Origin of the sequence: Paractinoplanes polyasparticus (assembly GCF_019710575.1) — a bacterium.
Classification (GTDB): domain Bacteria; phylum Actinomycetota; class Actinomycetes; order Mycobacteriales; family Micromonosporaceae; genus Actinoplanes; species Actinoplanes polyasparticus.
Genome location: NZ_JAHWFK010000031.1, coordinates 239,353 through 259,635 on the forward strand (window position 1 = coordinate 239,353; position 20,283 = coordinate 259,635).

Genomic DNA, 20,283 nt, shown 5'->3' on the forward strand with positions numbered 1-20,283 from the left:
CTCGGCCGGGCCCCGGTCGCGTCGTCGTGCAGGTGCAGGCTTCAGGTACGGGAATCGCAGTACGCGCTGAGCGTCAGGCCGGCGGGTGTGATCCTGCCGTCGGCGGGAAGTGAGCGGACGGAAGGGAGTTGAACCTGTAGTGACGCTCAAGTTCGCGGTATTCGGTGACTCGATCGCCTACGGCCAGGGTGCCTCCGCCACCGCCGACACGGTGGCGCAGCGTCTCTCGGCCGACCTGACCGCCCATGATCTGCCCAACGAGGTGCGCGTCTTCGCCGTACCCGGAGCCCAGAGCCGTGACCTGCCGGCCCAGGTGGACCGGGGGCTCGCCTGGCGGCCGCGGCTCGCGCTGATCATCATCGGCGCGAACGACCTGACCCGCTTCGTGCCGCCGGAGCAGGCCGCCGCTCAGCTCGCTGCCGCTGTTCGGCGCCTGCGGGCGGCCGGCGCCGAGGTGGTGGTCGCGCCGGCGCCCGACCTCAGCGTGGTGCCCTGGGTGCCGCCGCAGATGCGGGCGGTCGTGCGGGCCGGCAGCCGGGTGCTGCACGACGCGCAGAGCCGAGCCGTTCTCGCCGAGGGCGCGCGGGTGGCGGACTTCGGGATGAGCTCCTCGGCGGGCTTCGTCGTGGATCCCGGCCTGTTCAGCGCCGACCGGTTCCACCCGTCCAGCGCCGGCTACGCCGTCATCGCCGGCGCGCTGGCCGGCACGGTCCGCGAGGCGGCTACGGCCGCGCGGTGACGCGGGAGGCACCGTCCGCGGTGTGGCTCGCGGACGGTGCCTCGGCTCAGGTCGCGCCGGGGGTCAGCGGCCCGCGCCGACCGGTTGCGGCAGAGCCGGCGGCTCGGGTACGGCGTCCTGCAGTCGTTCGCCCTCCACGTCGACGTTCGGCAGCAGCCGGTCCAGCCACCGGGGGAGCGCCCACGCCCGCCGGCCGAGCAGGGCCATCGCCGCCGGGACGATCGTCATGCGGACCAGGAACGCGTCGAGCAGGATGGCCGCGGCCAGGGCGAACCCGATCGACTTGATCAGTGGGTCCGGGGCCAGGACGAAGCCGGCGAAGACGCTGATCATGATGATCGCCGCCGCCGTGACCACGCGGGCGCCGTGCGCGTAGCCCGCGGTCACCGCCTGGATCGGGGACGCGCCGTGCACGTGCTCCTCGCGCATCCGGCTGACCAGGAAGACCTCGTAGTCCATGGCCAGACCGAACACGATCCCGATGAGGATCACCGGCAGCAGGCTGACGATCGGGCCGGTCTGTTCCACCCCGAACACGTCGGCCAGCCAGCCCCACTGGAAGACCGCGACCACCGCGCCGAACGTGGCCACCACCGACAGCAGGAACCCGGCGATCGCCTTCAGCGGCACCAGCACCGACCGGAACAACAGGGTGAGGAGCAGGAAGGCCAGAACGACGATCACCGCCAGGTACGGCACCAGCGCGTCACCCATCTTGGCGGCGATGTCGATGGTGACGGCCGTGGTGCCGGTGACGGACAGGTCGGCGCCGGTGTCCGCCCGCAGGTCCGCGTCGGCGTCGCGGATCGCGTGCACGAGGTCGGTCGTCTCGGTGCTGTCCGGCGCGCTGGCCGGGATCACCGACACCATCGCGGTGTCGCCGGCCTGGTTGAACGTCGGCGGGCTGACCGACACCACGCCGGGCAGGGCCTTGATGGTGTCGGCGGCCGCGGTCGCCGCCGCCTTCGGGTCCGGGCTGCCGGCAGCGTCCACCACGACCAGCAGCGGACCGTTGTAGCCGGCGCCGAATCCGGTCGTCATCAGGTCGTACGCCTTGCGCTGGGTGGTGTCCGGCGACGCCATGTTGTCGCCGGGCAGGCCCAGCCGCAGATCGAGCGCCGGCACGGCGATGATCCCGAGCACGGCGACCGCGGTCGCCACGGTCAGGATCGGCCGCCGGGTGATCGCGCGAGCCCACCGCAGGCTCAGCGTGGGGCGGGCCCCGTCCGCCTCGAGGTCCCGGGCGTGGCCGGTGCGCCCGGTGATCCGCCGGCCCGCGAAGCCGACCAGCGCCGGCAGCAGGGTGAGGGCGATGAGCACGGCCACCGCGACCGCGCCCGCGGCGGCCAGACCCATCTCCGTGAGCACCGGGATGTTGACCACCGCCAGCGCGGTCAGGGCGACGAGCACGGTGAGCCCGGCGAACGTGACCGCGGACCCGGCCGTGCCGACCGCGCGCCCGGCCGCCTCCGCGCCGGTCCGGCCCACGGCCAACTCGTGCCGGTACCGCGAGACGATGAAGAGCGCGTAGTCGATGCTGACCGCGATGCCCAGCATCAGCGCCAGCGTCGACGTGCTGCTGCTCAGGTCGAGGAAGCCGGAGGCCAGCTGGATGCCGGCCATCGTGGCCGCCACCCCCAGGAAGGCGGTGAGCAGTGGCAGCCCGGCCGCGATGAGCGAGCCGAAGGTGATGGTCAGCACGACCGCGGCCACGCCGAAGCCGATCACCTCGCTGAGCCCCTGCTCGGGCTCGCTCTGCAGGGCGTCGCCCCCGGCCTCCACGGCCAGCCCGGCGTCGCGCCCGGGTTCCGCGGCCGCCAGAAGCGCCTCACGGTCGGCGTCCGTCACCTCGGCCGCCGGCACCTTGAACGTGACCCGGGCGTACGCGATCGTGCTGCCCTCGTTGACGGTGCCGTCCAGCGGATCGCTCACCTGGGCCACCTGCGGCCCGGTCTTCAAGGCGGCGACGGTACGGTCGACCGCGCCCCGGTTCTGCGGGTCGGTGAGCTTCTCGCCGGGCGGTGCGGCGAACACCACCCGTGCCTCGGCGCCACCCGCGGGTGACTCGCCGAAGCGCTCGCTCAGCAGGTCCTGAGCCTGTTGGGCCTCGGTGCCGGGAATGGCGAAATCGTCCGAGGTCGGGCCGGACAGCGTGGCCGCGCCCACGCCGAGCAGCCCCAGTACGGCCAGCCAGATCGCGAGGACCAGCTTGCGGCGGTAGAAGCTGAACCGGCCGAGCCGGTACAGATAGGTAGCCATCGGAGTTCTCCCGGGCAGCCGGAGTCAGTGACCGCTCCACAGTCGCGAAACCCACGCCGGAAGTCGTCGTCCAGCCACAGACGGCCGTCTACGACAATTGCGGTATCCGGCGCCGTGCCCGGTACCACGCCGGGAGGACGCCACCGGATCGCGCCGGGCGTAGGGTCGGCCGTGATGAACACGACCGAGGGACACCTGCTGGGACGCTGGCGCGTGATCGCCGAGCGGCCGCTGCTGGTCGATTTCGTGCTCGCCCTGGTGCTGGCGGCCGCGGTGTTCAAGGCGGCGCTGCCGGAGTCCACGCACCGGCCGAACGGCTGGGACGTGCTGATCGCGGTGGTGGCGTTCGTGGCGGTCATGGGCCGCCGCCGCCGGCCGATGACCGCGCTGGCGATCGCCACCACGGCCACTGCCGCCGCCGTGGTCCAGGAGGTCAACAATCCGGGCCTGATCGTGGCGCTGGGCGTCATCACGTACTCGATCGCCGCCCACACCGATCGGCGCCGGGGCTGGTTGTGCGCGCTGGCCGCGTCATCGGTGGTCTATGTGACCGTGGTGCTGCTCAACCGGGACGTGTGGCTGCGCCCCGACGTGCTCGGACTGTTCGCCTGGGTCTTCCTGGCGGCCGCGGTGGGCGACGCGGCCCGGTCGCACCGGGCGTATGTCCGCGAGGTGGAGGAGCGGGCCCACCGTGCCGAGCACAGCCGCGAGGAGGAGGCCCGCCGCCGGGTCACCGAGGAGCGGCTGCGCATCGCCCGCGAGTTGCACGACGTGGTGGCGCACCACATCGCGGTGATCAACGTGCAGGCCGGCGCGGCCACCCACATCCTCGACCGCCGGCCCGACCAGGTGGCGCCCGCCCTGAACCACATCCGGGAGGCGTCGAACAGCGTGCTCTCCGAGATCCAGTCGGTGGTGGGCGTGCTGCGCAGCGCGGACGAGCCGGACGACACCGAGCCGGCGCCCAGTCTCACCCGGCTGCCCGACCTGCTGGCCGGTCTCGCGGCGGCCGGTTTTCCGGTGAAGTTCCGTCAGCTCGGCGAGCCGGGGGAGCTGCCGGTGGTGGCCGACCTGGCGGCGTACCGGATCGCGCAGGAGGCGCTGACCAACGCGTACAAGCATGGCGCCGGCACCGCCCGGCTCACGGTGCGGCACACCCCGGAGGCGGTCGAGATCGAGGTGGTCAACCCGCTGCCCGTGGGCGCGGCCGAGTTGGGTTCCGGATACGGGCTGCTGGGCATGCGGGAGCGCGCCGCATCCGCGGGCGGCACTCTCACCGTGGGGCCGACGGGCAGCGATTTCCGCGTACGGGCGGTGCTGCCGGCCGGCGCGCCGGCGCCCCGATTCGGCTCTCCACCACGCGAGCCGGCCCGCAGCGCCGGCCTGCTGCACGACATCGTGACCGGCCACATGGTGTCGGTCGTCGAGCAGACGCGCGCGGCCACGCGCCTGCTCGAGAGCCCCGGGGCGGTGGCGCCGTCGCTCGCCCACATCCAGCGGGCGTCGGACTCCCTGCTCACCGAGATGCATTGCGTGGCCCGCCTGCTCGGCATCTCCGACGAGCCTGCGCCCGGGCTCCGCGGGCTGTCCGAGTTGCCGGCGCAGCTGGCGGCGACCGGGATGACGGTGGAGCTTCAGGTCCGCGGCGAACCGCGGCCGCTGCCCACGGCGACCGACCGGGCCGCGTACGAGACCATCGCCGAGGCCGTGGCCGGGGCGCACCGGCTCACCGTGCGAGCGGTCCGGCTCACCGTGCGGTACCGGCCGGACGCGGTCGAGATCGAGGTGGTCAGCAACGAGGGGGACGGCTACCGGATGCAGGCGGTGCTGCCGGTGGCCTCTCCGGCGCCGCAGACGGCCCCGGGATGCGGAGTCGTGCCCCGCAGCCGGGTGCGGTCGGCGTGACCATCCGCGTCCTGCTGGCCGACGACCAGGCGCTGATCCGGGCCGGCTTCCGCATGATCATCGATGCCGAGCCGGGGTTCGAGGTGGTCGCCGAGGCCGCCGACGGCCGCGAGGCGCTGGGTCTGGCCCGCACGACCCGGGCCGACGTCATCCTGATGGACATCCGGATGCCGCGCATGGACGGCCTGGAGGCGACCCGGCTGATCGGGGCCGACGACAACCTGGCCGGCGTCCGGGTGCTCGTGCTGACCACGTTCGAGAACGACGACAACGTGGTGCTGGCGCTCCAGGCCGGAGCGAGCGGCTTCCTCGGCAAGAGCGTGGAACCGGAGGACCTGCTGAACGCCATCCGGGTGGTGGCCGACGGCGAGGCGCTGCTGTCGCCGCGGGCCACCCGGGCGCTGGTGGCCCGCTTTCTCGACCACCTCCGGCCGGACGGCCCGCGGGCGCCCGCGCTGGACGACCTGACCGATCGCGAGCGCGAGGTCCTGGTCCTGGTGGCGCACGGCCTGTCGAACAACGAGATCGCGGTTCGGTTGCACATGTCGCCGTTGACCGCGAAGACCCACGTGAACCGGGCGATGACCAAACTCGGCGTCCGCGACCGCGCCCAGCTGGTGGTGCTCGCCTATCAGTGCGGTGTGGTCCGCCCGGGCGACGCGCTGCCCGGCGACTGACCGCCGGCCGCTATCTCGTGCAGGGCGCCGAGGACCATGCGGACGCCGGCCCGGTGCAGGCTCTCCGGACGCGCGAGAACGTCGATGTGCCGCCCGGCCGGCAGGTCGGCCAGCGGCCGCAGCACCACGCCGGGATCGGGCCGGCTGGTGTAGCCGGGCAGCAGCGCGAGCCCGCCACCCGCCGCCACGATCGCGGCCACGACGGTGAACTCGTTGACCCGGTGGACGATGTCGAGGGGCCGGCCGGCGATCGCGGCGATGGCGGTCAGCACTCCCTCGATCGGGAACCCCTCGTGGACGCTGATCCACGGTTCCCCGGCGACGTCGGTGGCGGTGAGCGACGGCTCTGAAGCCAGCCGGTGGCCGGCCGGGATGGCGACGTACAGCGGCTCGTGGACCAGCGGCACGACCGTGAGCCGGTCCGCCGGCCAGGAAGGGCTGTGCGCCAGCCGGTGGGCCAGCACCAGGTCGTAGTCGGCGACCAGCGCCGGGAAGCCGGCCTGGGCCACGTCCTTGTCCGAGCACCGCACCGGCGGCAGGCCGGCCCGGCCGATCAGCGGGCCGAAATAGGTCAGCCCGGCGCTGTGGAAGGCGGCCACCGTGACCGGCGCGGCCGGGTCGTCGAGGTAGGCGTCCACGGCCCGGCCGGCCCGGTCGAGCGCGGTGGAGACCTCGATCGCCGCCGCGGCGAGGGCCCGGCCGGCCTCGGTGAGCACGAGACGGCGGCCTCGGCGTTCGGTCAGCGGCACCCGCGCGGAGCGCTGCAGCGACCGCAGTTGCTGGGAGACCGCCGACGGCGTGATGTGCATCGCCCGGGCGACGGCGGCAACGCTGCCCCGGTCGCCGAGTTCCCTGAGCAGGCGCAGATGGTGCAGATCCATTAGGTATGACTACACCGTACGTTCAGAGGTACGCATCTTGTCTTCACGATCTGGCCGCTTCAGGCTGCGGTCATGTCGATACGCCGGAGTGACCTGTTGTTGCTGGCCGTGGCGGTGGTGTGGGGCAGCAGCTACCTGGCCGCGCAGACACTCGTCCTGGCCGGTGGGGTGCTCGCCGTGCTGGCGCTGCGCTTCGCCGTTTCGGCGATCGCCCTCGCGCCGGCCATGGCCGGGCGGCAGCTGAGCCGGCCGGAGCTGCGGGTCGGGGCGCTGCTGGGCCTCACTCAGGCGGCGGTGCTCGTGCTGGAGACGTACGGGGTGGCGCTGACCAGCGCGACCAACGCCGGGGTGCTGATCAGCCTGACGATCCTGCTGACGCCGGCGCTCGAGGGCGCTGTGCGCCGGCGGTGGCTGCCGAGCCGGTTCTTCGTGGCCGCTGCGGTGGCTGTGGCCGGGGTGGTGCTGCTCGTCGCCGGCCCGGGCCTGCGCGCGCCGACGGCGGGCGACGCGCTGATGCTCGCGGCGGCTGTCGTCCGCGCGGCCCATGTGACGCTGTCCGGGCGGCTGACGGAGGGCCGGCGGTACGACACGGTGACGCTCACCTGGCTGCAGATGGTGGTCGGCACGGTCCTGTTCACGATCGTCGCGGCGCCCACCCTGCCCTCGGCGGTGCGCGCCTTCGGGCCTGGTCACTGGCTCGGCGTGCTGTACCTCGCGCTGGGCTGCAGCGTGTTCGCGTTCCTGGTGCAACTGTGGGCGATCCGGCGTACGTCGGCGGCCCGCGCGAGCCTGCTGCTGGGCACCGAACCGGTGTGGGCGGTGCTGATCGGGGTCGGTGTCGCCGGCGAGCGCCTGACCGCGGTCGCCGTCGCCGGGATCGCGCTCGTCCTCGCCGGCACCTACTACGGCCAGCGCGTCGAGGCCGGCCATCGCGCGCTTACCCCGGTCTGATCCCACCGTGCGAGCGCTGGTCAGCGCACCTTGCGCACCCGGGTCACGCCGAGGGCGCCGAGGATGCCGAACAGGGCGCCGCCGAGAAAGAGGCCGGGATAGCCGAACGCGGCGATGACCCCGGGGGCCGCGATGGGGATGAGCGACTGGGGTAGCGATTGGGCGAGGTTGGCCACGCCGAGGTCCTTGCCCGCGTCCTCCTCGCTCGGCAGCACGTCGGCGATGAGGGCGAGTTCGACGGCGAAGAAGGCGCCCACCCCCGCGCCCAGGATGAACTGGCCCAGCAACAGCACCGGAATCGTCGACGAGAGGGCGATGACGGTGAGACCGCCGGTCGCGATCAGCGACGAGAGGATGACGAACGGCTTGCGCCGGCCGAGCCTGTCGGAGAGCCAGCCCAGCACGGGGGTGACCAGCAGCAGGCCGACCGCGTTGACGAGCACGGCCTGGAAGACCATGGTCGGCGCCTCGTCGTCGCTGACGTTGAACTCCGCGATGAGGAAGTACGTCAGGTAGCTGGTGGCGGTGAACTGCGTGGTGTTCAGGAAGAACCGCGTCAGCCAGGCCCAGCCGAGGTCGGGGTGCTTGCGCGGGTTGAAGACGAACGATCCGAACAGGGTCTTCACGTCGAGCCGTCCGACCGGCCGCTCGGTGCGGACCTTGTCCCTGATCGGCGCGACCACGGCGAGCATGAGCACGACGCCGGACAGGCTCGGGATCAGACTCTGCAGGGGGCCGATGGGGAAGAGCTGCACCAGGAACGTGGCGCCCACGCCGCCGACGTTCTGGGCGAGGCTGATGAACGAGGCGACGCGTCCACGCCGGTGAGGTTCGACCTGGTCGGGCAGCAGGGCGATCAGTGCGGCGAGCGAGAGGTTGAGGCCGATCTGGGCCACGCTCCAGCCCAGCAGGACGACCGGCACGTTCGGCGCGAACGCGATGACGGCGACGCCGGCGTAGCCGATGACGGCGCCACTGAAGATCCACGGCTTGCGCATGCCGAAGCGGCTCATGGTCCGGTCGGACAGCCGTCCGGCCAGCGGGTTGGTGACGAAGGAGAAGAAGGCGCCGACGCCGAGCACGATTCCGAGGTTCGTCGCCGCGCCGTCGACGTCCAGCTCGCGCAGCCGCAGGGCGATCGTGACGGCCAGCGGGGGCACCAGGGCGATGGACCAGCCGAGCAGGGCGAGGGGTATCGCCGCGACGGCGTACCGGGATCGTGCGGGCGCGCCGTCCTGCGGCGGGACTTCGGCGACGGACACGGGGGTGCTGCGGGATTCGTCCACGTCAGATCCTCTGAGCTGAGGGAATGCGGCTGCTGCGGCCGCGTGAGCGAACCGTAACACCGAATTGTTCCGCGTGGAACTTTTTGTTGGTGGCTCCGGCCGAGGGGTCAGTCCTCGCGTGGAGTGCCGGTTTCGAGCAGGCGCTCGAGCAGGGCCATGCCGGCGTGCATGTCGGCGCCGGGGTCGAGCAGCCACTGGGTGGAGAGGCCGTCGAGCGCCGCGATCAGCAGGGCGGCCGCGGTGTCGAGCGGGATGTCGGCCCGGACGGTTCCGCGTTCGCGGGCGAACTCCAGCAGCGTCAGCGCCTGCCGGCGCAACGATCGATAGCGCTCGCGGAAGAACTCGCGCGAGTGCTCGTTGCCCGGTTCGAGCGCGCGGGCGACCATGCTGTGCCGCAGGGCCATGAGCCCGGGGACCTGCTGGGCGTAGTTCGCGGCCATCGCCGCGAAGCCCGGCGCCCGGTCGTGACCGGCCTCGTGCGCCTCGGCCAGCGCCTGGCGGTCCTTCTCCCGCAGCACCTCGAGGAAGAGCTCCTCGCGGGTCTCGAAGTAGCGCCGGAGCGCGGCGTGGCTGACCCCGATGGCTTCCCCGATCGCTCGCAGCGAGGTGCCCTCGAATCCGAGGTCGGCGTAGACCTCGACGGCGCGGTCGAGAATCTGCCGGCGACGGAGAATTCCCTTCGGGTAGCGCCCCCGTGCGCCCTGCCCGGACACCGGCGAAACCTTCTCGGGGGCCTCGTCTGTCATCTCGCGCGTTCTCCCTCCCTTGCTGGGTGCGACTCCCGCCACCTTAGTGACGCTGAAAAGTTCCGGGTGGAACTTTTCGGTGTTACGGTTCCGTCATGCATGACAACGACGGCCAGGCGCAGCTGCGCATCGGCAATGTGCTGAGCACCCGGCTCGGACCGCGCCTCTATCGGCGGATCGCGCCGCTGACGGTGACGGCCTGGGAGGCGCCCGGCGAACCGGTCCCGTTCCGGGAAGCGGTCACCCAGTCCTTCCAGCCCTTCTCGGCCGGGCAGCGATGGAGCAGGCCCTGGGGCACGACCTGGTTCCACGTCACCGGCGCGGTGCCGCCGGGCTGGGGCGGCGCCGGCACGGCCGTCCAGATGCTGGTGGACCTCGGATTCAGCGGCCTGCTGCCGGCCTTCCAGGCCGAGGGGCTGGTGTACCGGCCCGACGGTTCGATCGTCAAGGGCCTCGAACCGTTCAACCACGGGGTCGACATCGACCCGGCCGGTGACGCCGACGTCGACTTCTACGTCGAGGCCGCGTCGAATCCGAACCTGCTCGAGCACTTCTTCGCGACGACGCTCGCCCCGGCAGCCGGGGGAGCGCCCCTCCCGTCCGGATTCGCCTCGCCACGCCGGTCCGACGTGGTTCACCTCGGCGACAAGGCGACCGCCGGCGCCGAGCCCATCTACACCCTCCGCCAGGTCGCGCTGGTCGAGCGCGACCTCGCCGTGGACGCGCTGCTGCGGGACGCCGCGGGACTCATGGGCCTGATGCGGGAGCTCGACGCCACCTCGCCGCGCCGGGCCGCTGTCCGGCACGCGCTCGAGCGGATGTGCGACGTTCTCGACCCCGACGACATCGAGAACACGGTGACGGCGGCCGCCGCCGAGCTGAGGCAGGTTCTCGCCGCACCCGCCCACCCCAGCGCCCACTCGATCGTCGCGGTCGGCCACGCCCACCTCGACTCGGCCTGGTTGTGGCCGGCCCGCGAGACGGTCCGCAAGGCCGCGCGCACGTTCTCGAACGTGCTCACCCTGATGGACGCCGACCCCGACTTCGTCTTCGCCGCGTCCAGCGCCCAGCAGTTCGACTGGGTCAGGCAGTTCTATCCCGCCCTCTTCGAACGGATCCGGGCCCGGGTCCACGAGGGACGGTTCGTTCCGGTCGGCGGCATGTGGGTCGAGAGCGACACCAACATGCCCGGCGGCGAGGCCCTCGTCCGCCAGTTCCTGCTCGGCCAGAACTTCTTCCTCCGGGAGTTCGGCGTGTTGTCGCGCGAGGCCTGGCTGCCCGACTCGTTCGGTTTCACCGCGGCGTTCCCGCAGATCGCCCGGGGCGCGGGGACGAACAGTTTCCTGACCCAGAAGCTCTCGTGGAACGACACCAACCGGATGCCGCATCACACGTTCCTCTGGGAGGGCCTCGACGGCAGCCGGATCTTCACGCACTTTCCGCCCAACGACACCTACGGCTCCGACCTCGGCGCCGGCGACCTGGCCAAGGCGCAGCGGCAGTACGCCGAGCGCGGCGCCTCGAACGTGTCGCTGACCCTGTTCGGCTGGTCCGACGGCGGGGGTGGCCCCACCCCGGAGATGCTGGCGGCGGCCCACCGCAACCGGGACCTCGAGGGCGCGCCCCGCGTCACTCTCGGTTCCCCGGCGCAGTTCTTCGACGAGGCCAAGCGGACCCTGGCCGATCCGGCCGTCTGGTACGGCGAGATGTACCTCGAGGGCCACCGCGGGACGTACACGAGTCAGGCCCGCACCAAGCAGGGCAACCGGCGCAGCGAGCACCTCCTGCGCGAGGCCGAGCTCTGGAGCGCGACCGCGGCGGTCCGCGGGCTTGCCCGCTACCCGTACGAGGAACTCGAATCGATCTGGCAGACGGTGCTGCTGCAGCAGTTCCACGACATCCTTCCGGGATCGGCCATCGCCTGGGTGCACGACGAGGCCGAGGAGCACTACCGGCAGGTCGCGGTCCGGCTCGAGCGGATCATCGCGGCCGCCCAGCGTGCCCTGGCCGGCCGCGGCACGGAGAGCGTCGTCTTCAACGCGGCCCCGGTGACCGCCGGCTCCGTCACCGCCCTGGGCGCCGGCTCTCTCGTGGCGGATCCGGCCGTCGTGCCCGTCCGGTCGGGCTCCGGCTATGCGCTGGGCAACGGCCGCGTGGTCGCGCGTTTCGACGCGTACGGCCGGCTGGTCTCCTTCGTCGACGGGCGGACCGGCCGGGACCTGATCGCGCCGGGCGAGGCGGCATCGGCGCTCCAGATCTTCCGCGACATCCCGGCCATGTTCGAGGCCTGGGACATCGACCGTTCCTATCAGCGGTCGGTGACCGAACTGCGCACCCCGGACGCCGTCGAGATCGTCGACCGTTCCCTGGTGGTGACGCACTCCTACGGCAAGTCGTCGATCGTGCAGCGGTACTGGCTGACCGAGGGCGGCGCCGAGCTGCAGATCGAGACGACCGTCGACTGGCACGAGCAGGAGAAGCTGCTCAAGCTCGCCTTCCCGCTCGACCTGCGGGCCGACCAGGCCGCGTCGGAGATCCAGTTCGGCCACGTCCTGCGGCCGGCGTACGTCAACACCTCGTGGGACCACGCCCGCTTCGAGACCGTGGCGCACCGGTGGGTGCACGTCGCCGAGGCGGACTTCGGCGCCGTGGTCGCCAACGGGTCCACCTACGGGCACGACGTCACCCGGACCGTCCGGGCCGACGGCGGGACCACGACGCTGGTCCGCGAGTCGCTGCTGCGCGGCCCGAAATACCCGGACCCGCAGGCGGACCAGGGCCTGCACGTGCTGCGCACCGCCCTCGGTTTCGCGGCCGGCGTCCTCGACGCGGCCGCGGCCGGCTATCGGATCAACCTCCCGGTCCGCACGCTCGAGGACGCGGCGCACGTCGTCGAGCCGGTCGTGACCGTCTCGGCGGCGTCCGTTCTGGTGGAAGCGGTCAAGCTCGCCGAGGACCGGTCGGGCGATCTCGTCGTCCGGCTGTACGAGGCGGCCGGAGCCCGGACCCGGACGACCGTGCAGCCGAACTTCGGCTTCACCGTGGCCCGGTCGACCGATCTCCTCGAGCGTGATCTGGGCCGGTCGACCTGGCACTCGCGGGACAGCATCGATCTCGAGCTGCGTCCGTTCGAGATCGTCACCCTGAGGATCAGCCCGTTCCGGTGAGGACGGATCAGCTCATCTCGGCGAAGGTGTCGGCCACCCAGTCGGCGATGAAGGTGCTGACGTGGGACAGGTGGTCGAGTCCGATGTGCTCGGTGGCGCCCTCCTCGGGGGTGAAGACGCGCAGCTCCCGCTTGGGGGAGTTGACTGCCTGGTCGTACGAGCGGTGGGCGTACGACAGGGGGATCTGCCGATCGTTCGCGCCGTGGGCGATCAGGAAGGGCACCGTGATGTTCCCGACGACGCCGTCGAGGTGGACGCCGTCGGCGAAGTCGATGAACTCGTCGAGGTCGGTGTGGCCCCAGACCCACAGCACGTGCTCCCAGTAGTGGGGGACCGGGCGCTCACCCTCACGTTCGAGGCGCCGGCGTTGAACGGCGCCCCAGTTGTGGTTGGCGCCCCAGGCGACGCACAGAGCCAGGCGCTTCTCGTACGCGGCGGCGCGCGGGGCGTAGTAGCCGCCGAGTGACCAGCCGACGATGCCGATCCGGGCGGCGTCTACGTCGTCGCGGGTCGCCAGCCAGTCGACGGCGGCCCCGGCCTGCCGGGTAGTCAGGCCCGCCGGTGCGCGCGTCGGGGATCTCGGCGACCACCGTCGCGTGCGGGTCCGGCGCCCGGATGCCGGTGACGTCGAAGCAGAAGCCACGTTCCCGCGCCGCCGGCCAGACGCCGAGGCGGTCCAGCTCCCGCAGCGCGTTGCCCTGCAGGGTGATGCCCGAGCCGAGGGCGGTGGCCTCGGGCCTGACCTCGATCAGGTCGACGGCGACCCCGGCCTCGGCCAGCCGGATGGCGGTGGCCGACCCCGCGAGGCCGGCGCCGACGACGAGCACGTTGTCCACAGCGGGCATGTCAGGACTCCTTCACTTGACGGCCAGCGGGTTGACCGGAGCGCCGACGGCGCCGGTCACCGGCAGCGGGGCGGCGGTGAGGAAGAACTCCCAGACGCCGTCGGCTGCGCAGTCGGCGGCGAGGGCGTCCAGGTCCCACATCTCGCCCGGGAACAGTCCGATGTGCGGGATGCACACCTGATGCAGCGGCTGGAAGGCGACGTCGAACTCGTTCGGGCGCACCTCGAACCCCCACGTGTCGGTGGCGATCCCGGCGATCTCCTTGCGGTGCAGCCAGTCGGCGGTGGTGAACGACAGGCCGGGCGCCGGGCCGCCCGCGTAGTCGCCCCAGCCGTCCCGCCGGGCCCGGGCCAGCCGGCCGGTGCGGACGCAGAGCAGGTCGTCCCGGCCGACCCGGGCGCTCGGCCCCTGCGCGTCGATGGTCGCCTCCAGGTGTTCGACCGTGATGGCGAAGCCGTCGGGCAGTTCGCCGTCGTCGCCCACCGCCCGGCCGACGTCGAGCAGCACGCCCCGCCCGGCCAGGTGGGCGGCCGCGGTCTCGATGCCGGTGACCCGGTCGCCCTCGCTGGTCACCACGTCGCCGGCCCGGCGGCCGTTCCAGGCCCGGCCGTGGTCGAAGATGTGGCCCAGCCCGTCCCACTGGGTCGACGCCTGCAACGGCATGAAGATGACGTCGTCGGCGCCGCCCAGTCCGTGCGGGAAGCCCTGTCCGCGCTCGGCGTCGAGGCCGGTGTCCAGCATGGTGTGCACCGGGTTGGTACGCCGCCGCCAGCCGTTCTGCGGGCCGTTGGCGTCGAACGACTGTGCCAGCGAGAACGCGGCGCCCCGCCGGACCAGCGTTGACCAGCGCGGAGCGGGTGTTCACGGCGCAGCCGGACTTCGACCCGGCCACGTCGGCCCGCGAGTTCACCCACCGTCGACGACCTGCGCACCATGCCGTGGGTGGTCAGCTATCACGGCCCGACGGCGTCGACGCCGGCCGCCCGTCAGATGCGGATGCTGGGGATCGAACCCCGGGTCCAGGTTGTCGTCGAGAGCTTCCTCGTGGTTCCCACCCTGGTCGCCGGCAGCGATCGCATCGCCCTGCTGCAGCGCCGGCTGATCGATTTGCTGCCGCTCAACGTCGGCGTCCGCGCCCTGACGCCCCCGTTCGACGCCGGCCCGCTGATCGAGGCGATGTGGTGGCACCCCGTCTACGACGACGACCCCGAGCACATCTACCTGCGCGACGTGCTGGTGCGAGCGGCCCACCAGGCGATCGGTGGCGCCGCCGAGGGGGTGTAGACGCTGCTGATGACCGTCTTCAGCCGTCCTGCAGGGAATCGAAGAAGGCGGACTTGCGGCGCTCGTACTCCGCCGGGTCGTCGCGATGGCGGACCTTGAGTTCGTTGTACGCCGTAACCAGCGCGGGCTCCGCGGCGAGCCGCTGCCAGGTGCGGGTGAAGCGCACATCGTGCTCCGACCCGGCGGGGGTGACCGCGACACCCGTGGGCAGCGAGGTGTGCTCGACGGCGAACGTGGCCAGGGTCGCCTGCCAGATCTCCGGGTGCACCACCACGTAGACCGCCCGGAGAGCGTCGACCGTCGCCGGGAAGGCGGCGCCGGGCACGCGCAGATGGAGGTCGACGTCTCCCTTGGTGAGCGCGCCGGGCAGCGAGCTGCCCCCGACCAGTTCGAGCTCATGGGGGCCGGTCAGCAGGGCCGCCAGCCGCCGGCGTTCGTGCTCCTGGATCAAACGGGCCGTGTCGAGGAACTCCGCCCCGGGCCGGAGGTCGGGCACTGCCACGGCTCAGGACTGGGGGAGCAGGTCTTTGGCCAGATTGCGGCCGGTTTCGGTGAAGCCCAGCTGCTCGTAGAGGGCCCGCGCGCCGGTGTTGTGGGCGAAGACGTGCAGGCCGATCCGGGTCAGCCCGTTGCCGTGGCACCAGCGCTCGGCGGCCAGCATGATGGCGCGGCCGTAGCCCTGGCGGCGCAGGCCGGGCTCGACAGCGACGTTGTAGACGAACGCGGTGTCGTCGGTGACCTTGATCCAGAGGAAGCCGACCCGGCGGTCGCCGTCGTAGGCGTACCAGAAATGGTGGTGCGGGGTGGCGAACTCGTCGGGAAGCAACTTCGCGTAGGTGTCGGCGGCGTTGCGGGCCGCGTCCTGCGCCGACCGGCCCGACGCGGCGACACTCTGCGCGTAGTGCGCCTCGGCCTCGGCCCGCCACGGCCGGTACTCGTCCTCGGTCATCGGTTCCAGCCGAACGTCCGTCATGACCGCCAACCTATCGAGTCGCCGGACGAGGATCCGGCACTGCCCGCTCGGGTGCGTAGCCGGGCGGCTGCTGAGGCGCCGGCAGCAACGGCTTCAGCGGCACGACGTCGCGCTCCACCGGTTCGCCGGCCGCTACCGAGAGGGACTCGTCGTAGAGCCGGAGCGGCAGCCGGGCGCCGTCGCCGTCGCGCACCGTCACCCGTACGGTCCGGTGGCCGGCCTCGACGAGCAGCCGCAGGCCGTGGTGCCGCAGCCGGAACCGCAGGCCCGTGACCCCCTCGGGCAGCCGGGGGTCCAGGGCGAGCACCCCGTCGCGTTCACGCAGGCCGCCGAACCCCTCCACAATGGCCGACCAGGCGCCCGCGAGCGAGGCCAGATGCAGTCCGTGGCCGGTGTTGCCGTGCAGGTCGCGCAGGTCGACGAGGGCGGCTTCGGAGGCGTAGTCGTGGGCCAGTTCGAGGTGGCCCACCTCGGCGCACATCACAGCCTGGGTGCACGCGGACAGGGACGAGTCGCGGACCGTGATGCGCTCGTAGTAGTCGACGTTGCGGGCCTTCTGCTCGGCGGTGAACTCCTCGGGCAACCAGTGCATGGCCAGCACCAGGTCGGCCTGCTTGATCACCTGACGGCGGTAGAGCTGGAAGTACGGCGCGTGCAGCATCAGCGGTTCGCCCGGGTGCTCGCCGGTGAAGGGCCAGGGGGCGTAGCGGGTGAACCCGGTGGACTGCTGGTGCACGCCGAGCCGCTTGTCGTACGGCACGTGCGCGGCATCGGCGGCTGCCTGCCACGCTTCGGTCTCGCCCGGCCGTACGCCCAGGCGGGCGGCCAACGCCGGCCGCCGGGCACAGCCGGCGACGGCCGCGCGCAGGTTGCGGGCCGCCATCAGGTTGGTGAAGACGTTGTCGTCGGCGACCGCGCTGTACTCGTCGGGGCCGGTGACGCCGTCGACGTGCCAGACGCCGGCGTCGTCGTGGTGGCCGTACGACACCCACAGCCGGGCCGTCTCGACGAGGATCTCGAGGCCGCACTCCTCGTCCAGCGAGTCGTCGCCGGTGACCTGACGGTAGCGGTCGACGGCGCGGGCGATCACCGCGTTCAGATGCAGCGCCGCGGTGCCGGCGGGCCAGTACGCCGAGCATTCCTCGCCGTGGATCGTGCGCCACGGGAAGGCGGCGCCGGCCAGCCCCAGCGTGCGGGCCCGGTGCCTTGCCTGGCCGAGGATGCTGTGCCGCCAGCGCAGCGTGTCGGCGGCGGCGTGCGGGGCGATGTAGGTCAGCAGCGGCAGCACGAAGCCCTCGGTGTCCCAGAAGGCGTGGCCGTCGTAGCCGGGTCCGGTCAGCCCCTTGGCCCCGATGGCGCGCCGTTCGGCACGGGCACCGGCCTGGAGCACGTGGAACAGGCTGAAGCGGACCGCCTGCTGGAGCACCGGGTCGCCGTCGACCTCGACATCGGCGGCGTCCCAGAAGTCGTCGAGGTACGCGCGTTGCTCGGCCGCCAAGCCTTCCCAGCCCGCGTAGCGCGCGCCGGTCAGGGCGCCGGCCACCTGGTCGCGCACGGCTTCCGGCGAGCGGGAGGAACTCCACGCGTAGCCCAGGAACTTGGTGATGCGCAGGCTCTCGCCGGGCTGCAGGACGGTCACGACGGTGGTGCGGGCCCAGTCCGCGCGGACGTCGGTCTCCTCGTCGTAGTCGCCGGGCGCCTCGACGACATGGTCCATGCCGGCGCCCATCAGCAGCCGGCTGACCCGGGTGCGGTGCAACAGCACCGCGCCGTGTTGCTCGGTGTCCTGCCCCACCGCTTCGAGCGGGCGGTCGAGCGCGGCCGCGACGCGGGGGTCGGAGGAGTCGTGGGGCTGTTCCTCGTTGGCCACCAGACCCGACTGCACGGTGATCCGCACTGGTTGGCCGACGGCCTCGACCTCGTAGGCGACGGCGGCCACCGCCCGCTGGGTGAACGACACCATACGGGAGCTGCGGATCCGCACCCGCCGCCCGGCCGGGGACTCCCAGTCGACGGACCGCCGGAGCACGCCGTCGCGCAGGTCCAGGATCCGCTCGTGGGCGATCAGCCGGCCGTGCGCCACATGGAACGGCTCGTCGTCGACCAGGAGCCGGATGAGCTTGCCGTCGGTGACGTTCACGACGGTCTGTCCCTGCTCCGGATAGCCGTAGCCGCCTTCCGGGTAGGGCAGCGGCCGCTGTTCGTAGAACGAGTTGAGGTAGGTGCCGGCGATGACGTGGGGCTCGCCCTCGTCGAGGTTGGCCCGGAGCCCGATGTGACCGTTGGCCAGGGCGAACACGGATTCGGACTGGGCGAGCCGGCCGATGCTCAGCGAGGGCTCGCGCACCTGCCACGGCTCGACCGGGAACAACGCGTCGGCAACCATTTCACTACCCTCGGGCCTGGCCGGGCCGGGGTCAAACGCTGAAGCCTTCCGGCTGCCGCGAGCGGAGGGGTGGGCGCCGGTGCGCGCCCACCCCTCCTGCCAGCTTCGGCCGGCCCCGGTCAGGGCAGGTTGATCGGGCGGAGCACCCGGTCGATGCCGTGGGCGATCTGCTTGTTGCCCTTGTTGAGGTCGAAGCGGATCACCCGCGGGTTGCGGTCGCTGCGGTCGGCGTCGATCAGCGCGATCCGTTTGTGCCAGTGGCCGTAGACGTCGACCTTGATCGTCGAGCCGGCGGCCGTCTTGAGCTTGGCCCCGTCGGCCTTCAGGGCCGCCTTGCGGGTGATCGTGGCACCCGGGACGACGTGGTAGAGCAGGACCGACTCGACGGTGTTGATGCCGAGTCCGGCGACCGCGGTGAACGCCGCCTTCTCGCCGGGCAGCCGCTTCGAGTTCTGGATGTCGGCGACCAGCTTCTGGAAGGCGCGGTCGTTGGGCAGGAAGGCGGTGACGGCGGTCTTGCCGTCGGCCAGCACCTTGACCGGGCTGGACGGCTTGGCCTTGAGCACCGCCAGCACGGCGGCGGTCAGGATGTCGTAGTCGTAGCCCTTGTGGTCGAAGCCGCTCTTGTCAGCGGTCAGCACCGCGGCGAGCGACTTCGTGCCCAGCGGCTTGGTCTTGCCGTGCGCGGCGGCCGGGGCGGCGGTGAGAGCGGAGGCGACGATGGCGGCGGTCGCGACGGCGGCGGCGCGCCGGCCGGCTCGGGTGATCCTCATCTACGTGCGTCCTTCCGGAAACGGGATGGTGGCTGCGTCGCCACCACCCCGTCCTTCGCTCCGGTCACGCCGTTTGGATGCACCTAAGAGGTGAGAGTTCCGCGCAGCAGGCTGCGACCCGAATGGGTGACGTCGCCGTCGTGCGGCTCGTCGCTGATGTCGACCACGCGGTAGCGGTTGAGGTCGGTGCCCGGGGGCACCGGCAGCACCGCGTCCGGCCGGTCGGTCAGGCTGCCGACGGCCACCATCTTGCCCGGGTCGTCCGGGTCGAGCAGCCACACCTCGTGGAAGCCCGTGGTCAGCGGCAGATTGTGCACGTCGACCCGCAGCTGCCCGTTGGCCAGCACCCGCACGTCACCGCCCGCGGTCGGCGGCACCTCCTTCAACGGCGTCAGCGTCGCCCGGGCCGTCACCGGCCCGTCCTGTTGCCGGCCGGCGAAACGGTCGACGGCCACCGTGCCGGCCACAGCGAGAACCGCAGCCGCAGCCGCGGCAATGGTGGGCATCAGCCAGCGTGACCGCGAACGGTCCCGCCGTACGCGTCGTTCCGCCATGTCGATCACCGGTGCGGCCGGCGCGGCGGGCACGGCCGAACCGGCTATCCCGGCCTCGATGGCCTTCCAGACATGCTCCGGTGGGGGCGGCAGCTCGCGCAGGTCCTGAGCCTGCGAGCCGACCTCGGCGACGTGGCGCAGAGCTTGTATCTCGTGGCGGCAGCCCTCGCACTGCGCCAGATGATCGGACTCGTTCAGCTCCTCGATCTCCTCAGAGAGCGCGAGAAGGACCAGCCGATCGGGATCCAAATGTTGCACCGTCCACCTCCCAACGGCGTCGCAGGTTGGCCATTCCACGCCGGATATGGCTCTTGACCGTGCCCAGTGGCAGTCCGGTGACGGTCGCTATCTGGGGATGAGTGAGATCGTCGAAGAACGCCAGTTCCAGTGTGCGTCGCTGTTCGTCGGGCAACCGGCCCAGCTCGTCGGCGACCACGAGCCGGTCGACGATCCGTTCCGGTGTCTCGTCGGCGTCCGGCGCCGTCTGCTGGGCCTGAACAGTTTCGGTCGTCCGCTGTTCCCGCGACGCCGACCGCAGGCGGTCGACGGCCTTGCGCCGCGCGATGCCGAGCAGCCAGCCCAGCATCGTGCCGCGTTGCGGATCGAAGCTGTCCCGGCCGGTCCACGCGGCCACGAATGTCATCTGGGTGACGTCCTCGGAGTCGGCCCGGTTACCCAGCAGGCGCTGAGCCAGATAGAGCACGGCTGATCCGTGCCGCTCGTACGCCACTCGTAGAGCCGTCTCGTCGCCGGCGCGTAACCGCTCGGCGAGCTCGTCGTCGGAGCTCATCGACCTCCTTCCCGCGCATAGGGGTTCCACCGATGGTTCGTTTCCCGGACCCCTGGCGGATGCACCC

The 20,283-nt window shown here is 72.2% G+C and carries 18 protein-coding genes and 1 pseudogene; 6 read left to right on the forward strand and 13 right to left on the reverse strand.

Translation table 11 applies throughout. The annotated features are described in order from the left end of the window. Nucleotides 1-139 precede the first annotated feature (139 nt). On the forward strand, nucleotides 140-739 hold the full coding sequence (locus tag KXC43_RS28135) for a GDSL-type esterase/lipase family protein (RefSeq protein ID WP_221379165.1): 600 nt from the start codon (nucleotides 140-142) through the stop codon (nucleotides 737-739). Nucleotides 740-802: 63 nt separating this feature from the next. Here the strand turns inward: KXC43_RS28135 and KXC43_RS28140 are convergent, their stop codons facing one another. Next, nucleotides 803-2,998, reverse strand: coding sequence for an MMPL family transporter (locus KXC43_RS28140; protein WP_221379166.1), 2,196 nt, complete (start codon nucleotides 2,996-2,998; stop codon nucleotides 803-805). 174 nt (nucleotides 2,999-3,172) lie between these two features. On the opposite strand from KXC43_RS28140, the gene KXC43_RS28145 reads away from it, so the two are divergent. After that, nucleotides 3,173-4,903: a sensor histidine kinase gene (locus KXC43_RS28145; RefSeq protein WP_221379167.1), complete on the forward strand. Its 1,731-nt coding sequence runs from the start codon at nucleotides 3,173-3,175 to the stop codon at nucleotides 4,901-4,903. After that, a complete protein-coding gene (locus KXC43_RS28150) occupies nucleotides 4,900-5,580 on the forward strand; it encodes a response regulator (RefSeq protein ID WP_221379168.1) in 681 nt (226 codons plus the stop codon). Before KXC43_RS28145 ends, KXC43_RS28150 begins: the two co-directional genes overlap by 4 nt. Here KXC43_RS28150 and KXC43_RS28155 read toward each other — a convergent pair. After that, a complete protein-coding gene (locus KXC43_RS28155; RefSeq protein ID WP_221379169.1) occupies nucleotides 5,535-6,461 on the reverse strand; it encodes a LysR family transcriptional regulator in 927 nt (308 codons plus the stop codon). The genes KXC43_RS28150 and KXC43_RS28155 overlap by 46 nt on opposite strands. Nucleotides 6,462-6,533: 72 nt before the next feature. Between KXC43_RS28155 and KXC43_RS28160 the strand changes: the two genes are divergently transcribed. Next, the gene (locus KXC43_RS28160; RefSeq protein WP_221379170.1) at nucleotides 6,534-7,412 is read left to right on the forward strand and encodes a DMT family transporter; all 879 of its coding nucleotides are present in this window, start codon (nucleotides 6,534-6,536) and stop codon (nucleotides 7,410-7,412) included. 20 nt (nucleotides 7,413-7,432) lie between these two features. Here the strand turns inward: KXC43_RS28160 and KXC43_RS28165 are convergent, their stop codons facing one another. Next, nucleotides 7,433-8,698 carry an MFS transporter gene (locus KXC43_RS28165; protein WP_221379171.1) on the reverse strand — a complete coding sequence of 422 codons (1,266 nt, stop codon included), beginning with the start codon at nucleotides 8,696-8,698 and terminating at the stop codon, nucleotides 7,433-7,435. Nucleotides 8,699-8,805: 107 nt separating this feature from the next. After that, nucleotides 8,806-9,444 carry a TetR/AcrR family transcriptional regulator gene (locus KXC43_RS28170; RefSeq protein WP_221379172.1) on the reverse strand — a complete coding sequence of 213 codons (639 nt, stop codon included), beginning with the start codon at nucleotides 9,442-9,444 and terminating at the stop codon, nucleotides 8,806-8,808. Between the two features lie 95 nt (nucleotides 9,445-9,539). Between KXC43_RS28170 and KXC43_RS28175 the strand changes: the two genes are divergently transcribed. Further along, on the forward strand, nucleotides 9,540-12,611 hold the full coding sequence (locus KXC43_RS28175) for an alpha-mannosidase (protein ID WP_221379173.1): 3,072 nt from the start codon (nucleotides 9,540-9,542) through the stop codon (nucleotides 12,609-12,611). A gap of 7 nt (nucleotides 12,612-12,618) precedes the next feature. On the opposite strand, the gene KXC43_RS51340 is transcribed toward KXC43_RS28175, so the two are convergent. From KXC43_RS51340 to KXC43_RS28190, 3 genes and pseudogenes are all read right to left on the reverse strand, one after another. Then, a complete protein-coding gene (locus KXC43_RS51340; RefSeq protein WP_308129289.1) occupies nucleotides 12,619-13,254 on the reverse strand; it encodes an alpha/beta hydrolase family protein in 636 nt (211 codons plus the stop codon). Beyond that, a pseudogene (locus KXC43_RS51345) lies at nucleotides 13,232-13,456 on the reverse strand (FAD-dependent monooxygenase); the annotation flags it as partial. The pseudogene KXC43_RS51345 and the gene KXC43_RS51340, both read right to left, overlap by 23 nt. A 12-nt stretch (nucleotides 13,457-13,468) precedes the next feature. Next, the gene (locus tag KXC43_RS28190) at nucleotides 13,469-14,197 is read right to left on the reverse strand and encodes a cyclase family protein (RefSeq protein ID WP_255644932.1); all 729 of its coding nucleotides are present in this window, start codon (nucleotides 14,195-14,197) and stop codon (nucleotides 13,469-13,471) included. Nucleotides 14,198-14,398: 201 nt separating this feature from the next. Here KXC43_RS28190 and KXC43_RS28195 point away from each other — a divergent pair, with 201 nt between their 5' ends. After that, nucleotides 14,399-14,740, forward strand: coding sequence for a type 2 periplasmic-binding domain-containing protein (locus tag KXC43_RS28195; RefSeq protein ID WP_221379176.1), 342 nt, complete (start codon nucleotides 14,399-14,401; stop codon nucleotides 14,738-14,740). 19 nt (nucleotides 14,741-14,759) lie between these two features. Here the strand turns inward: KXC43_RS28195 and KXC43_RS28200 are convergent, their stop codons facing one another. From KXC43_RS28200 to KXC43_RS28225, 6 genes are all read right to left on the reverse strand, one after another. Further along, on the reverse strand, nucleotides 14,760-15,242 hold the full coding sequence (locus KXC43_RS28200; RefSeq protein ID WP_221379177.1) for a GrpB family protein: 483 nt from the start codon (nucleotides 15,240-15,242) through the stop codon (nucleotides 14,760-14,762). 3 nt (nucleotides 15,243-15,245) lie between these two features. Beyond that, nucleotides 15,246-15,713 (reverse strand): GNAT family N-acetyltransferase, encoded by a 468-nt coding sequence (locus tag KXC43_RS28205; RefSeq protein WP_221379178.1) that lies wholly within the window; start codon nucleotides 15,711-15,713, stop codon nucleotides 15,246-15,248. A 10-nt stretch (nucleotides 15,714-15,723) separates the two neighbouring features. Further along, complete coding sequence (locus KXC43_RS28210; protein ID WP_221379179.1) at nucleotides 15,724-18,099, reverse strand: glycoside hydrolase family 65 protein; 2,376 nt, start codon at nucleotides 18,097-18,099, stop codon at nucleotides 15,724-15,726. Between the two features lie 119 nt (nucleotides 18,100-18,218). After that, a complete protein-coding gene (locus tag KXC43_RS28215) occupies nucleotides 18,219-18,872 on the reverse strand; it encodes a fasciclin domain-containing protein (RefSeq protein WP_221379180.1) in 654 nt (217 codons plus the stop codon). An 83-nt stretch (nucleotides 18,873-18,955) separates the two neighbouring features. After that, entirely contained in the window at nucleotides 18,956-19,684 is a 729-nt protein-coding gene (locus KXC43_RS28220) for an anti-sigma factor (RefSeq protein ID WP_221379181.1), read from the reverse strand. Next, nucleotides 19,638-20,216: an RNA polymerase sigma factor gene (locus tag KXC43_RS28225; RefSeq protein WP_221379182.1), complete on the reverse strand. Its 579-nt coding sequence runs from the start codon at nucleotides 20,214-20,216 to the stop codon at nucleotides 19,638-19,640. Before KXC43_RS28225 ends, KXC43_RS28220 begins: the two co-directional genes overlap by 47 nt. Between the last annotated feature and the right edge of the window lie 67 nt (nucleotides 20,217-20,283).

Bases quoted from the DNA above. Each gene is read 5' to 3' on its own strand.
- KXC43_RS28140 (WP_221379166.1), bottom strand. From the start codon at position 2,998: ATGGCTACCTATCTGTACCGGCTCGGCCGGTTCAGCTTCTACCGCCGC.
- KXC43_RS28145 (WP_221379167.1), top strand. From the start codon at position 3,173: ATGAACACGACCGAGGGACACCTGCTGGGACGCTGGCGCGTGATCGCC.
- KXC43_RS28155 (WP_221379169.1), bottom strand. From the start codon at position 6,461: ATGGATCTGCACCATCTGCGCCTGCTCAGGGAACTCGGCGACCGGGGC.
- KXC43_RS28160 (WP_221379170.1), top strand. From the start codon at position 6,534: ATGTCGATACGCCGGAGTGACCTGTTGTTGCTGGCCGTGGCGGTGGTG.
- KXC43_RS28170 (WP_221379172.1), bottom strand. From the start codon at position 9,444: ATGACAGACGAGGCCCCCGAGAAGGTTTCGCCGGTGTCCGGGCAGGGC.
- KXC43_RS28175 (WP_221379173.1), top strand. From the start codon at position 9,540: ATGCATGACAACGACGGCCAGGCGCAGCTGCGCATCGGCAATGTGCTG.
- KXC43_RS28190 (WP_255644932.1), bottom strand. From the start codon at position 14,197: ATGCTGGACACCGGCCTCGACGCCGAGCGCGGACAGGGCTTCCCGCAC.
- KXC43_RS28205 (WP_221379178.1), bottom strand. From the start codon at position 15,713: ATGACGGACGTTCGGCTGGAACCGATGACCGAGGACGAGTACCGGCCG.
- KXC43_RS28210 (WP_221379179.1), bottom strand. From the start codon at position 18,099: ATGGTTGCCGACGCGTTGTTCCCGGTCGAGCCGTGGCAGGTGCGCGAG.
- KXC43_RS28215 (WP_221379180.1), bottom strand. From the start codon at position 18,872: ATGAGGATCACCCGAGCCGGCCGGCGCGCCGCCGCCGTCGCGACCGCC.
- KXC43_RS28225 (WP_221379182.1), bottom strand. From the start codon at position 20,216: ATGAGCTCCGACGACGAGCTCGCCGAGCGGTTACGCGCCGGCGACGAG.